The sequence below is a fragment of the Pseudoalteromonas holothuriae genome (assembly GCF_945859825.1).
GTDB classification, from domain to species: Bacteria; Pseudomonadota; Gammaproteobacteria; order Enterobacterales; family Alteromonadaceae; genus Pseudoalteromonas; species Pseudoalteromonas holothuriae.
In genome coordinates this window covers 83,857-98,202 of record NZ_CAMAPC010000008.1, presented here as the reverse complement: position 1 = coordinate 98,202, position 14,346 = coordinate 83,857, and the positions used below count along the sequence as shown (strand labels likewise).

The window sequence follows — 14,346 nt, the reverse complement described above, 5'->3', positions numbered from 1 at the left end:
AACATGGTTCAAAGCCCAGTTTTTAAAGCCTTGTGAAGCGATTAAACCGTTTTAGACGTCTAGGCGTAAAAAAGCTATGAATATGCTACAGTTTTAGTTAATATACTTTCTTTAATTTTTAGCGCTATTCCCGTAGTTTGTGAAGCGCAATATTTGTGAGCATAAATACAATGGCAAAACATTTATTTACTTCTGAGTCTGTTTCTGAAGGTCATCCGGATAAAATCGCCGATCAAATTTCTGATGCGGTACTTGATGCAATTTTAGAGCAAGACCCAAAAGCACGTGTTGCGTGTGAAACTTACGTTAAAACCGGTATGGTTATGGTCGGTGGTGAAGTAACCACAAGTGCTTGGGTAGATATTGAAGAGCTAACACGTAAAACTGTACGTGAAATTGGTTACACACATTCAGATATGGGCTTTGATGCCGATTCATGCGCTATTTTAAACACCATTGGTAAACAATCACCTGATATTAACCAAGGTGTTGACCGTGCGCGCGCTGAAGAGCAAGGCGCTGGTGACCAAGGTCTAATGTTTGGTTATGCATGTAATGAAACTGACGTGCTAATGCCTGCACCCATTACTTACTCACACCGCCTAGTTCAACGCCAAGCGCAAGTACGCAAAAGTGGCGAGCTAAGCTGGTTACGCCCTGATGCTAAATCGCAGGTAACTTTTGCCTACGAAAATGGTAAAGCGGTGGGTATCGATGCTGTGGTATTATCAACTCAACATTGTGATTCAATTTCTCAAGATGATTTGGTTGAAGCAGTAATGGAAACCATTATCAAGCCGGTTCTTCCTGCTGAGCTTATCACTCAAGCAACCAAGTTTTTCATTAACCCGACTGGCCGCTTTGTTATCGGTGGCCCAATGGGTGACTGTGGCCTAACTGGCCGTAAGATTATCGTAGACACCTACGGTGGTATGGCTCGACACGGTGGTGGGGCATTCTCTGGTAAAGATCCATCTAAAGTAGACCGCTCAGCGGCATATGCAGCACGTTATGTTGCTAAAAATGTCGTTGCAGCTGGGCTTGCAGATAAGTGTGAAATACAAGTTTCTTATGCAATCGGTGTTGCTGAGCCAACATCTATCAGCGTTGAAACATTTGGCACAGGTAAATTAGAAGAAGCACGTTTAATTGAAATCATCCGCGAGCACTTCGACCTACGCCCATACGGCATCTTAACTATGCTTGACCTTGAGCGTCCTATTTATCAACCAACAGCTGCATATGGTCACTTCGGCCGTGATGAGTTCCCATGGGAAAAAACAGACAAAGCTGATGCATTAAAAGCGTCTGCTGGCTTGTAAGCATTAAGTTTTTAAATAAAAAAGGTGCTTAAAGCACCTTTTTTATTTCCTAATATTACTGACTGTTTGTTGTTCTAATATATTCACTTGGCGACATACCATACCAGCGCTTTACTGCTCGATTAAGCGACGCTTGTTCTGAATAACCCAGTCTTTCACTCAAAGCTTGTTTGTTTAGAACACAGCAAAATTGTGTAAAACGCCTTTTGCGCTCTTGCTCTATTAATTGCGAAAAACTTAAATCATGAGATTTTAATTGTCTTTGCAATGTACGAGGTGATGTTGCTAAGACTTTAGCTAGGCGCAATAAAGACATATCATGCAAGTCACAACTATGTAATGTGGGTTGCAATTGCCCCAGCCAGTTCGAGGGGCTCTCATACGTACGCTGAAGATCTTGAATCGCGGGATATAAGTTAGCACTTACAAATTCATTTTTCGTTAATATAGGATGACTTAGCAACTCAGCGTCAAAGTAGATCCCATTACAAGCTGCTTTACCTTTTATCTCACAACTAAACCATGTTGTTAATCGCTGTAGTTCAGGTTCGCTGACATTCACATTAAGCTCAATACTGTCCGCACTAAGCGGTTTGCCAGTAATATGCCTAACCATAGCAATCCACGCCGTCATATTACGTAAAATAGCATGCTGGTTATTTTCATAAGGCTGCCAAGTAATACAAGCGATATTGTTCACGATACTAAATTGACAAACACCAATATCAGCCACTGTTTTATCAAAAGCCAGTAAAGCGTCTAATGCTTCTTGCAAAGTACTTGAAGATTCAACTAAATATCCAAGCAGGCCATATTGAGCACTGGTGATCTGCTTACCTAGCTCAAACCCCCAAAGAGGGTCTTTTTTTGCTTCTGCACCTCGTTCAAGAGCAGAAAAGTATTGCTGCATCGGGATCCGGGTTAAGTGTATACACTCTGATGGCAAATAATCGGCCAACACTTGGCAATACTGACGACAAACATCAAACATAATGGCGTGAAAAGACAAAAATATGACTCATAAAGTCAAGTATGCCTCGCTGTACAACGATATGCTAGTACTACTATTTACTCATTGGCATTGTTTATGCGCTTACTTGATATCCTAATTTTACTGCCAAAATCGAGTCACTTTACCTTAGAGGCTCTCACCGACTGCTCAATATTAACACGTATATTTAAGGGGGAATTTACTCCACTGCCTGCACAAAATGGCTTACCACGAAGGCATGTCACCCTACACGGTCACAACTTTGTTGAAGTGATTACACATCAAAGTCCTCAGCGTTTATGCTATCAAATACAAGGCCAAGGGCCCGTTAAACAACACCATGGTGAAATTTCACTTATTTACACCTGCGCAAATTTACAGATCAGATATCAGATTTTTGGTTTCAGTAACACTTGGCTGCCAACTTGGCTGCTTAAATTAGTCATATTTGTCGACTTCAACCTTGCTGCGAGGCGGCTAAGGAAGCTATACCATGAATGCTGAGTTTATCTTACTCGCATTAAGTCCATTATTTGCTATCGCTATCTTGATTGAATATCGCAAAACCAAAGACAGCTATACTTTTAAAGAATTTGTACTTAATGCTGGCCTAGCGTTATCGCATCAAACAACTGATTTACTTGCATTATTACTACTGATGCCTTTATTTGAGTGGTTATATAATAATTACGCGTTATTTTACTTTGAGTTAAACGTATGGAGCATCATTTTAGCGTTTATTATTCAAGACTTTTTATACTATTGGTTTCATCGTGCCAGCCATTTCTGTAATTGGCTTTGGTGTGCACATATCGTGCATCACAGCTCGCTAAATATGAACTTCTCTACGGCTATGCGACAAAGCTTATTTTACCCTTTAGTGGGTATGTGGCTGTTTTGGCTACCTTTAGTGGTTTTAGGCTACCCACCCAAACTGGTATTTACGATTGTTGCACTTAACCTTGCTTATCAATTTTTTGTTCATACAGAGCAAGCACCACGCCTTAAATACTTTGCTATGCTATTTAACACGCCTGAACACCATTGTTTACACCATGCCACAAACGGGCCCTACATCGATAAGAATTTTGCTGGCATACTCATTATTTGGGATAAGCTATTTGGCACCTTCGCTGAGCCGGTGCCATCGGAGCAGCCAATATATGGTGTCACAGAGCGAACTTATACCGTCTCATTTTATGATGTGCTGATCACACCATGGAAGGTTTTGTATAAAAATTTAAAAGCACAGCCTACATGGTATAAAAAGCTAATAATACTAATCGGTAAACCAAACACACTGAAACAATAATAGCCGCATAATTTTTTACTATGCGGCCATGACAAGTTAGATAATAGTTTTTCTGGTACGAAGATGATTATAATCATCTTTGATATAGGTTTTTTTTATCTTAACCAATCGATTATAGCTTTGCTGGAAATAAACAGGAGTCGGAATCGAGGCATCTTTAAAGCTAATAAATGCGCCATATGCCCCTTGTATTTCAGCACTTCGACTAGCCGATATCCAATCCATCGCTCGGTTAGTATCTACATACACTGGATTATTTTGTAGCTCTAACTTATTTTTTATTTCTTCATTCCACCAAGTTTGATATTGAATGGTATACAGACTCTTCTGATAAGGAAATGAGACCCCCAACGCGGTTTCACTTTCTTTTAAGTTATGGTAAAAATCGCCAACAATAGCGCCTAAGGTCACATAGCTAAACAATCCTAAACTCGCACTTTCTTGTTGAATAAGAGGAGATGTTAAGGTATCTAATAATTGCTCATAACCGGCCTCGCTTAAGCCATCTTCTTCAACTAATTTAGAAGTGATTTTATGAGGTGCAGGTGCATCATAATCAGGCTTAAATGCCTGTTTTTGCATCTGTAAAAGGGAGTGTAATGGCACATTTTGATCGGCAATGCTTTCTCTTGCCCAATTACTGAGTAAAGCGTGGTCATAATGATATTTTTGGCCTGACGCCATGCCAGCTGCTTGCTTAACCTTTCCACCCACTTTTGTGCAGGTAACTGTTGGCTTTGGGGTATTTTTACCGATATTACCAAACGTATCATCAATGTACTGCTTCATGTCTTTTTCAGTACCTTGCCAATAACCATACATTGTGCAGGGGTGATATAATTTTTGGTAATCTTCTTTAGTATTTTTATCTTCTTTAGCAATCGCATTAACTTTCAAGTTTGTACCCAACAAATCGGCAGTACATTTTGACTCTATCGATGCCTCCCACGCTTTTAACACTTCAATCGTTGGACGTTGCTTTTGCGGCACATATTCATCTGAGGCATTTTTTTCTAATTGATTCCAACTTACTTCAAAACGGTGTATTTCATCAGGCAGTTCAAACGTTTTTACTCTTAATTCAGTAATAATCCCCCAACTCATACCGCCGCCACCTCTAAGCGCCCATAAAATTTCACTTTCGGGTGTCTCTTTACCATTATTTTCACTGCGATTATCGTATACTTCAAGCACTTCGCCATTTCCAAGCACCACAGTAGCACCAACCAAGTATTCACAACACATTCCGTATTTACGAGTCCATGGTCCCCAACCACCACCTTGAATAAACCCAGTGAGTCCCACGGTTGCGCAGGTACCATGCGCTATCATACGGCCTTGTTCAGCAAGTTTTGGCGTAAGCTGGTAAAAGCGATATCCGGCACCAATGCAGGCGACCTCTGAAGAGTCATCGTAACTAAAATGCTTAATACGGCTGGTATCAATTAAAATAGTATGGTTACCGCTGCACTCCCCTTCATGATCATGGCCACCAGAGCGCACCCGAATAGGCAAATTATATTTTATGGCAAGTTTATAAATTAACTGTACTTCTAACGTTGACTCGCATAATGCAATGGTAAACGGCTGCTGACCAAATCGCGTATTAAATATCATCGCTTCAGTTTGATAATTATTGAGCCCCGGAACATCACTTAAACCATTACTCGTTTGGCTCAATAACCGTGCTTTGCAAAAACCACTTTCTAATGCGGCTTGATAGAACAATTTAAAATTATTGAACGTATCTGCAAATACAGCCTGCACTTCTCGGCGTTGATTATGCGGGTCTGGCGTATTCTGTGAAGCTCTTTGAGTCAATTGTTCTGTTAAACCAACGACCACATCACTTATTTGTGCTTGTTCACTTTGCATACTTATGTTTCCTTATATGATATCTATAATTGCATGTAAGCTTCCTAAGTATTATCGCTTTTCACTAAATATCATATTACAAAGCGTTACAACGCTTGGCTAACAAAAGTCATTACACTCGCTTGCTATTGATTAAGTACACAGCAGCAAGAGCAAGTAGTCCACCAAAACCAACAGGCAAAGAGAGAGGTTCAGAAAAGTACCATGCTGATAAGCCCATAGCCGATGCTGGTACCACAAAAATGAATGAACTTGAACGACTAGCGCCTAGTTGCTGATTAGCCAAAAAGTACACACTGGTAGCAATGCTCACCACCACCACAGATAAAAATAACATATGCTGCCAGTAAAAGGCTGAATACTGGCTCATCGTACTCAAAGGCGAGTGCTCATAGGCAATTCCATAGCTCACTACACTTGCACAGGCATACATCAAAGTGCTAAATAGCAAAAAGTCCGCAAATCGCGTACCTTGCTGACTGACTAACGCTAAAAATGCCCACGTCAACGCCGCCATAATAAAAAATGCATTACCTGTTGCTAGCAATTGGTCATAATCAAAACGCCAAACTTCAATCATGAACAAGCCACCCGTTAAACCTAGAGCAAGGCCCACGGCTTGCAAAAATGCTATTTTTTGCCTAAAAATCAACGTGGTCAATAAAAATGTAAACACTGGGTTGGTAGTTGTGACCAACATGCCACCTTTTCCAGGCAAACCATCATGCAAACCTAAAAAAAACAGCTGATTGTAAAGCGCTAAAAGAATGCCTGCAGGTATTGACCACAATAAAGCCTTACGAGAAAAGCGCAGCTTAACGACTTTAAAACGATGGACCAACCAAAGAATTGGCAGCATGCCAATCGTTGCGATTGCTAATCGATAAAATACAGTAACAGACGCAGGTGCCAAATCGGCAATGAGTTTGCCTGAAATCCAACTTGCCCCCCACAACAACATGGCTACAATAAGTATAAAAATCAATGGTGATTCATTGGTGCTTTCGGCTTGGGCATAGGTGGTCATAACGGTCCTTGCATATCACACAAATAGACACCATAAGCAATGGTGTCCCGTGGCGCAGTTAAGCGTAAAAGAGAGCTGCAATATAACCAAATTATTGCAGCTAGACAAATTGTTTTACCTCATTTCATATTAACTAAAATCATCACAATCTCCAGCGACAAAATAGCTCTCTAATCCATGATATTTTGGGTTTTGAAGCACAGTTTTTAGCGCTTTAAAGCTGCTACGAATACTTTTCAAGGCAGTACTGTTAATTAACCAATGAGGTAGTGAGCCATTTGGGTTTGCATAAATTTGGTGTTTCACCTTCAGCTCCGTTGGCGTTTGCGTTAGCAACCAAAAACCCTTAACTGGAGATATACGTAACGCGTTACTTTTTGGAACGTGGTATCTTTGTGTACTCACAATATCTAACCGATATTGCATTTCACTCAGTTGCGATAAGCAAGAATGGGTGAGCATATCTCTATCACGAACAGGCCAAGGTGAATCAAAATAAGTGTAAACTATTGCTTGTGCCGATGTAGGGCGGGCAATAGCTTCGACAGAGCGACTACGACTAAGCCATTTTGGCGCATTATCGGTATCATCCAGAACATTAAGCAATGCATTCACGGTTACTCCGTGAAAGCGTGCATTTACTTCTATATAGTTAATACCACTTTCATGCGTTAAAAACGAAATCTCTAAATCAGAAGTTTTGTGCCATGTTTGCCACTGTGATGCAAAACATGGCGATAAACTTAGTGCTGTTAGCGCAATAACAAAAAACCTGAACGCAACATTTAACGCCAATAGGGAAAGCCTTTAAAAGAAACGCTACGACTTTGCTCCATCGCGCCAACTAAAAAGTCAGCTTTTTTCTCAAGCCACCTTTGAATCTCAGCCAAAGCCTCGGTATTTTGTCCTTGGCATAATTGCGTCAAATAAGAAAGCGTACCTAGTTCATAAATACCATAAACAATATCAACCCAGGGTGTTCTAAACTCTTGTCTTGACTCTTTATCGTAAAGCTCACCAAGACAGTTACCGTTTAGTAAGGTATTTTCAAGTCTAGATCGTAAATGCAAGTAGTGTTCTTTTGTGAGTACTTTACCTTCGGGTAATAACTCGTGCAGCTCCTCCCAATCTCTATCAAACATAGAACGAGCAACATCACTCAAAGGCATTTGAGCAGCATTTAATGACCCTTGATCCCAATTTTGTCGCCAGCCTTTATCAACCAACCAGCGTGTTAATGCCAAAATAAGTCGGTTATAACGAGCACAATGGAACAAATCTTCTATATCGGTTGATGTAGGCTGAACATCTTTCAAATCATCTATAACATGCGCAAGCTCAGCTGCATTATTTATTTTTTTATAATAAGCGTGGCGTTTTGAGGTATATGTTTTCAAATGAATAGCATTTTCAACCCACTCTAACTCACTCAGTAACCACTTTAATTCACCACGTAAATGCTCAGTTGAAGATTTATCAACTATCCCAGAAAATAATCTGAAGCTATGACGAATAAGAGTAATACCATCAATAACGCGTTTAAGTGTTTTCAAACTAGGCTTATCAAAGTAGCATTGCTCGTGTTTTTGTACGAATTGAATACCATAATTGATGGCCGCGGCAAAAGCTTGTTCTTGTGTCACGTCTAATTGTAATGGCACAAAACCAATAACTTTATTCGGTTTTAGCGGTTTGTCATCTGCAAGTCGGTACCCTCTTGCGGCCTTAGAATATAAGCCTAAGCGCATGCCTGACAAATTGATAAGATGATCGGCTAACAAAAACAAATCACTGCGCTGCCCTTCTACAAGCTCAATCTCTAATTCAGAAATCGCTTCAACTTGGCCCTGCGCAACAACTTCGCCTTTATCTAAAACGACTTCAATTTTACTACCTTGCTCTGTTTCAATTAACCAAGTACGGCGAATGAAATTCGTACTGAAGATCGGGAATAGGTTGTCGTTAATTGCATCTACTTGCATGCCATGAGGCCAAATGCTTGGGTCAAATGCTAATAAGTTCGGCCGACCTGACTCAAGTGGTAGATTAAATTCTGGACGTTGGTGCAGTCCACCAACAACCTCTCCCGCTAACTTTATAGTTTGTTCGCATGTATCGTCACAGCACCTTGTACGCAAACCAATATCTAGTGCACGGAGTTCTCGACTGGGAGTATCAAAATAGGCATTTTTTAGGTTTTTAGCAGGTTTATTAATGACTGTTTTTGCAAACTGCGTAATGAGTCCTGGGATCAGAGGAAATTCATTGTCTGAAAGTAAAAACTTCAGTTCTATTTCAGTGTCCATTTGGGTAAGTTATTACCTATATAGTTATCGAACGCTCAAAATATACAATGATAAGTCGCTTTGCAAATTTTTTACTATTAAGAGCAGCTAAGTTTCACCACCGACTTGCTATTGTGATGTTAAATCCATACTATTTCTACAAACTATCAAAAACTTGGGTCACCCTAATGTTAAACAGAATTGTTTTGCCAACCCTGCTTGTTTTATGCTCACATTTTAGTGTTGCACAAACAGATGATGAACAGGTTTTAGCGCAAGCAGCCGCGTCAACTGAACAATCCGCCAATATAGGCTATATTGTTGATAATCTTTTCATCTATATGCATTCTGGCCCAGGTAAAAACTATCGAATTTTAGGCTCAGTGGATGCTGGAACCCCAGTAACAATCACCTCTGAAATACAAGAAGAGTTCATTCAAATCCTTGATGACAAAGGCAGAGAAACATGGGTAGAAGCTAAATTTGTATCTACTCAACCGGGTCTAAAACAACAACTTCAACAAGCGAATGAAACACTAAAAAACAGCCAAATTGAAGTCGATACACTGCGTGATGAACTCCCATTACTACAACAAGCAAACAATGATTTACTCGCAGACAATCAACGCTTGCAACAAAGCATTGATGAATTACAAACGAGTCTCAATGAACAACGTCAAGCCAGCACAAACAAAAAACAAAAAGAGCAACATCTTATGCTCACCTACGGTGGTGCTATTGCACTTGCTGGGTTATTGTTTGGAGTAATACTGACATTATTGCTGTCACGTCGTAAGCGTTATGATGGTTGGTAATAATACGAGTAAAAAAGGTCGCAAATGCGACCTTTTTTACTAAAGGTTTAACACCTCAACTCCCATATCTGATTTAATATGTTCTATTACCATATAAGTATGATTTGTACCAACACCGGGGATCTCAACAATCTGCCCTAACACCTCCCGATACTGACGCATATCTTGCACACGAATTTTCAATAAATAATCAAACCCCCCTGCGACCATATCGCATGACACCACATTTGGCAGCGACAAAATATGTTGCTTAAAAGTATCAAATACCGACTCTGTAGAGCTTTTCAGGGTGATTTCAATATGAGCAACAAGGTGTTGACCAAGTTTCATAGGATTAAGGCGCGCAGTATAGCCCTCAATGTACCCTTCGGATTCTAACTTTTTGACTCTGTCTAAGCAGGGGCTAGGACTTAAATTTACCGCTTTAGCTAAATTTACATTCGAGATCCGGCCTTGCTTTTGTAAGACATCCAAAATAGCTAAATCAATGCGATCAAGTACGCGTGTTTTGATTGAAGTAGTCATTCAGCATTTTATTCTGTGAGAATTAATAATCTCCCGCTAATTTACCGTAATCAGAAAAAATAAGACAGCATATACTGGTGTAATTTGGATAGAATGCTCGCGAAAATTGATAAAAAACGCGATGCGTGATGATGGTATTTTGTACACCTAAATCATTGTGATATGGTGGGCTCAACACGCAGTATTAAACTTGTCGTAATTAAATTTCTGCATTAAATACTATAGGTGCGGGCACTAATTACATGTACTTTTGACTCTACTCTTACTTGAAGGTTGCTTATGCTTTATAACGGCGATTTGACAACTAACTGTCCTATCAGACAAAAAATCCGTGACTTCTACCGAATTGATGAAAATGAAGTTATCGATCATATTTTGCCGCTTGCTGAGGTAGGCGTTACAGCTCGAAGTCGGGCATGGGAACGTGCGCGTCAATTGGTTTTAAATATTCGTAAAGACCAAGACAGCCAAAATGGCGTAGACGCCTTATTAAACGAGTTCTCGCTTTCCACAGAAGAAGGCGTTGTACTGATGTGCTTGGCCGAAGCATTATTACGTGTGCCAGATAAAGCAACACAAGACAATCTAATCCGCGATAAGTTAGCCAAAGGTGATTGGAGTTCGCATTTGGGCAGCAGTGATTCATTATTTGTCAATGCCTCTAGTTGGGGTTTGTTGGTTACCGGTAAAATGGTGAACTACACAGACAAAAATAAAGACCAACAATTTGGTGTACTGAAAAAAACCATTGGTCGTTTAGGTGAACCAGTGATCCGCAAGTCTGTCAATTTTGCAATGAAGATCATGGGTAAACAATTCGTGATGGGCCAAAATATTGATGAGGCTATCGAGCGTGCAGCCGATAAAGAACAAAAAGGCTATGTATATTCGTATGACATGCTAGGTGAAGGCGCTCGTACCATGGCCGATGCAGAGCGCTATTATAATAGCTATATGACTGCTATCCATGCGATAGGTAAAGCAGCTAATGGTCGTGGCCCGATTAAGAGCCCTGGCATTTCAGTTAAATTATCTGCAATTCACCCACGCTACGAATTTAGCCACAGTGAACGCGTGATGGAAGAAATTGTTCCTAAGCTCAAAGAACTCGCTTTAGCGGCTAAAAAATACGACATCGGTTTCACAGTTGATGCTGAGGAAGCCGACCGTTTAGATATCTCTTTAGATGTGATTGAAGCGGTATTCTCTGATGAAGAATTTGGTGATTGGCAAGGTTTTGGTTTAGCAGTTCAAGCCTATCAAAAACGCGCTATTTTTGTTGTTGAATGGGTCGCTGAACTTGCCCGTCGCGTTGGTCGTCGTTTAATGGTACGTCTAGTTAAAGGCGCTTACTGGGATACAGAAATTAAAACCACACAACAAGATGGTTTAAATCACTTCCCTGTATTTACTCGCAAAGCAACCACAGACGTATCGTATAAAGCCTGTGCAATTAAACTACTTGAAGCGCGAGATGTACTCTTCCCACAGTTTGCAACACACAACGCCTATACAGCAGCGACTATTTTAGAAGTCGCAAAAGGTGATAACAAAGGTTTTGAATTTCAACGTTTACACGGCATGGGAGAAACCCTGTTTGATCAAATTGTTGAAAACAATAAAGTACAATGCCGTGTATATGCGCCTGTAGGCCAACACGAAGACCTACTTGCTTATTTAGTTCGTCGCTTATTAGAAAACGGTGCCAATTCTTCATTTGTTAACGCTATTGTTGATACCTCTAAACCTGTTGAGTCACTATTACCCGACCCAGTTGAAACGCTGCAAGGGTTACGTAACAAGTTCAATAAACAAATTAAATTGCCAATTGAGCTATACGGTGACGAGCGCCATAACTCTAAAGGGATGGACTTAACCGATATTAACGTGCTAACACCATTTAAAGAGAACTTAGACTCGTGGTTTGATGAACACTTAATTGCACAAAGCGCAGTACAAGAAGGTCACCTTGCGGTGCGCAACCCCGCCAATCACAAAGAAGTGATAGGCCAAGTACGTATCCATCAAAGTGATGAAATGCAAGCGATGCTTGCTAACGCAGACCAAGCGTTTGAGAGCTGGTCGCAAACTCCTGTTACTGACAGAGCTAATTTACTGCGTCGTATTGCAGATATACTTGAGCGACATCACGATGAACTGGTCGCAATTTGTATTAAAGAAGCAGGTAAAGTAGCACAAGATGGTATTGATGAAGTTCGAGAAGCAGTCGACTTTTGTCGCTACTACGCAGCACGTGCCGAAGAGCTTTCTCAAGATGAGCGTTTTGAAGCCCGTGGCGTAATTTTATGTATCAGTCCATGGAACTTCCCTTTGGCTATCTTCTTAGGTCAAGTTGCTGCTGCTATCGTAACGGGTAATACTGTTATTGCCAAACCGGCAGAACAAACTAGCTACATTGCGCTGCGTTGTATTGAGTTAATGCATACAGTCGGTTTACCAAAAAATGTAGTACAGCCTGTTATAGCTCGTGGTAGTGAAGTTGGTCAACATATTGTACCTGATGAGCGTATCCAGGCAGTCATGTTCACAGGTTCTACCGAAACAGGTACTCTTATTTCACAAGTTTTAGCAGAACGTAACGATATCCAAGTGCCGTTGATTGCTGAAACTGGTGGTCAAAATTGCATGATAGTGGACTCAACAGCATTGCCTGAACAGGTTGTGGACGACGTTATTTCTTCAGGCTTCCAAAGTGCTGGGCAACGATGCTCAGCAATGCGAGTATTATTCTTACAAGATGATGTAGCCGATGGCATTATTCAGATGCTTAAAGGCGCATTACAGGAGCTACATGTTGGCGACCCTGCTTTACTCTCCACAGACGTTGGCCCTGTGATTGACGAAAAAGCTCTAAATACGCTGACTGCACACGTTGAGTATATGAAAAGCAATGGTAAGTTATTGTTTGAATCAAAAATACCTGACAATAACAAAAATGGTGCCTACTTCTTTGCTCCTCGTTTATATGAAATTGCAGACTTGTCAGTGCTTAAACGTGAAGTCTTTGGCCCAATCGTGCATATCGTACGTTATAAAGCCAGTGACTTAGATAACGTCATTGATCAAATCAACTGCACAGGTTATGGCCTAACGATGGGTGTTCATTCTCGTATTGAAGAGCGCTGCCATTACGTCTCTAAAATGTCTAGAGCAGGTAATGTTTACGTTAACCGCAACATGATTGGCGCAATTGTAGGTGTTCAGCCTTTTGGTGGTCGTGGCTTGTCAGGGACTGGTCCAAAAGCAGGTGGTCCAAACTACCTGTATCGTTTGGTGAAAGAAAAAGCATCACCTGAAAACGTACAAATGACAAACCTAACCTCAGATCAGCTAGAAACTCATGACTTTCCTGGTGCTGCTGAGCAAGTTGATTTGTTAATGCGTAACTCTATGCGTGATGAAAAAATTTGGCGTAATACGCTGCTTAATGACCGAGTGTCAGCAGTACGTCAATTACTAGCCAAAATAGCAACGGTTGAGATCATTGACGAGCTTGCAGATGACTTAGCAAAAACATTGGCTGATGCCCGTGCACAGTTAAATAGACTAGAAAAACGTATGCGTACCTTCACAACGCTTCCAGGTCCAACAGGTGAGTCTAATACACTGCACTTAGAACCACGAGGCTGTGTCGTATGTTATGCCGACAAGACTACGTCATTTAACTTCTGGGCTATTTCTATTATTACTGCGCTTGCCGCCGGTAATACGGTGATCACTGTCGCATCAGAGCTATTTTATGAAGAAGCTCAAGCGTTTAGAAATAAGTTTATCTCTACCGGCATTGCTGAGGGGGTTTTCCAAGTAGCTAAACCAAATCAATTACAAGCCATATTGGCCCACCCTCACTTATCAGGTGCGGTTGTTGCAGCACGCTCATCACGCCTAGGCTATTTTAGCCAACAGCTTGCAGCACGCTCTGGCGCAATTTTACCTGTTATAAGTGCTGAGTATTACGATACTTTGATAAATCGACTGATAACTGAAAAAACCATCAGTATTGATACAACTGCATCAGGTGGTAATACATCGTTAATGACACTAGTAGAAGATGAGGATTAAACACCTCTAAATAAGTCATAAACCTATTGAAAAGCCAGCAAAATGCTGGCTTTTTTATTTGCATTAAATAAATGACCAGATATTGCGATAGATAAATGGCTTATACGCACT

At 40.7% G+C, this 14,346-nt stretch carries 10 protein-coding genes; 4 read left to right on the top strand and 6 right to left on the bottom strand.

Going from position 1 to position 14,346, the window contains the following annotated elements:
• Window positions 1-170 precede the first annotated feature (170 nt).
• Window positions 171-1,322 (top strand): methionine adenosyltransferase, encoded by a 1,152-nt coding sequence (gene metK / locus OCI93_RS12000; protein WP_261594402.1) that lies wholly within the window; start codon window positions 171-173, stop codon window positions 1,320-1,322.
• Between the two features lie 55 nt (window positions 1,323-1,377).
• Here the strand turns inward: metK and OCI93_RS11995 are convergent, their stop codons facing one another.
• Entirely contained in the window at window positions 1,378-2,331 is a 954-nt protein-coding gene (locus tag OCI93_RS11995; RefSeq protein ID WP_261594403.1) for an AraC family transcriptional regulator, read from the bottom strand.
• A 475-nt stretch (window positions 2,332-2,806) separates the two neighbouring features.
• Here OCI93_RS11995 and OCI93_RS11990 point away from each other — a divergent pair, with 475 nt between their 5' ends.
• The gene (locus OCI93_RS11990; protein ID WP_261594405.1) at window positions 2,807-3,625 is read left to right on the top strand and encodes a sterol desaturase family protein; all 819 of its coding nucleotides are present in this window, start codon (window positions 2,807-2,809) and stop codon (window positions 3,623-3,625) included.
• Between the two features lie 36 nt (window positions 3,626-3,661).
• Here OCI93_RS11990 and OCI93_RS11985 read toward each other — a convergent pair whose 3' ends face one another.
• The 4 genes from OCI93_RS11985 to OCI93_RS11970 all read right to left on the bottom strand — a co-directional run bounded on the left by OCI93_RS11985 (window position 3,662) and on the right by OCI93_RS11970 (window position 8,833).
• Window positions 3,662-5,500, bottom strand: coding sequence for an FAD-binding oxidoreductase (locus OCI93_RS11985; protein WP_261626488.1), 1,839 nt, complete (start codon window positions 5,498-5,500; stop codon window positions 3,662-3,664).
• Window positions 5,501-5,612: 112 nt separating this feature from the next.
• Complete coding sequence (locus OCI93_RS11980; RefSeq protein WP_261626487.1) at window positions 5,613-6,527, bottom strand: DMT family transporter; 915 nt, start codon at window positions 6,525-6,527, stop codon at window positions 5,613-5,615.
• Window positions 6,528-6,656: 129 nt separating this feature from the next.
• Window positions 6,657-7,322: an START domain-containing protein gene (locus OCI93_RS11975; RefSeq protein WP_261594408.1), complete on the bottom strand. Its 666-nt coding sequence runs from the start codon at window positions 7,320-7,322 to the stop codon at window positions 6,657-6,659.
• Window positions 7,313-8,833, bottom strand: a complete 1,521-nt coding sequence (locus tag OCI93_RS11970) for a CYTH and CHAD domain-containing protein (protein WP_261626486.1) — start codon at window positions 8,831-8,833, stop codon at window positions 7,313-7,315. Before OCI93_RS11970 ends, OCI93_RS11975 begins: the two co-directional genes overlap by 10 nt.
• Window positions 8,834-9,000: 167 nt before the next feature.
• Between OCI93_RS11970 and OCI93_RS11965 the strand changes: the two genes are divergently transcribed.
• A complete protein-coding gene (locus OCI93_RS11965; protein WP_261594410.1) occupies window positions 9,001-9,627 on the top strand; it encodes a TIGR04211 family SH3 domain-containing protein in 627 nt (208 codons plus the stop codon).
• A gap of 39 nt (window positions 9,628-9,666) precedes the next feature.
• On the opposite strand, the gene OCI93_RS11960 is transcribed toward OCI93_RS11965, so the two are convergent.
• Window positions 9,667-10,152, bottom strand: coding sequence for a winged helix-turn-helix transcriptional regulator (locus OCI93_RS11960; RefSeq protein WP_261594411.1), 486 nt, complete (start codon window positions 10,150-10,152; stop codon window positions 9,667-9,669).
• Window positions 10,153-10,431: 279 nt separating this feature from the next.
• Between OCI93_RS11960 and putA the strand changes: the two genes are divergently transcribed.
• Window positions 10,432-14,235: a bifunctional proline dehydrogenase/L-glutamate gamma-semialdehyde dehydrogenase PutA gene (gene putA / locus OCI93_RS11955; RefSeq protein ID WP_261594412.1), complete on the top strand. Its 3,804-nt coding sequence runs from the start codon at window positions 10,432-10,434 to the stop codon at window positions 14,233-14,235.
• Window positions 14,236-14,346 lie beyond the last annotated feature (111 nt).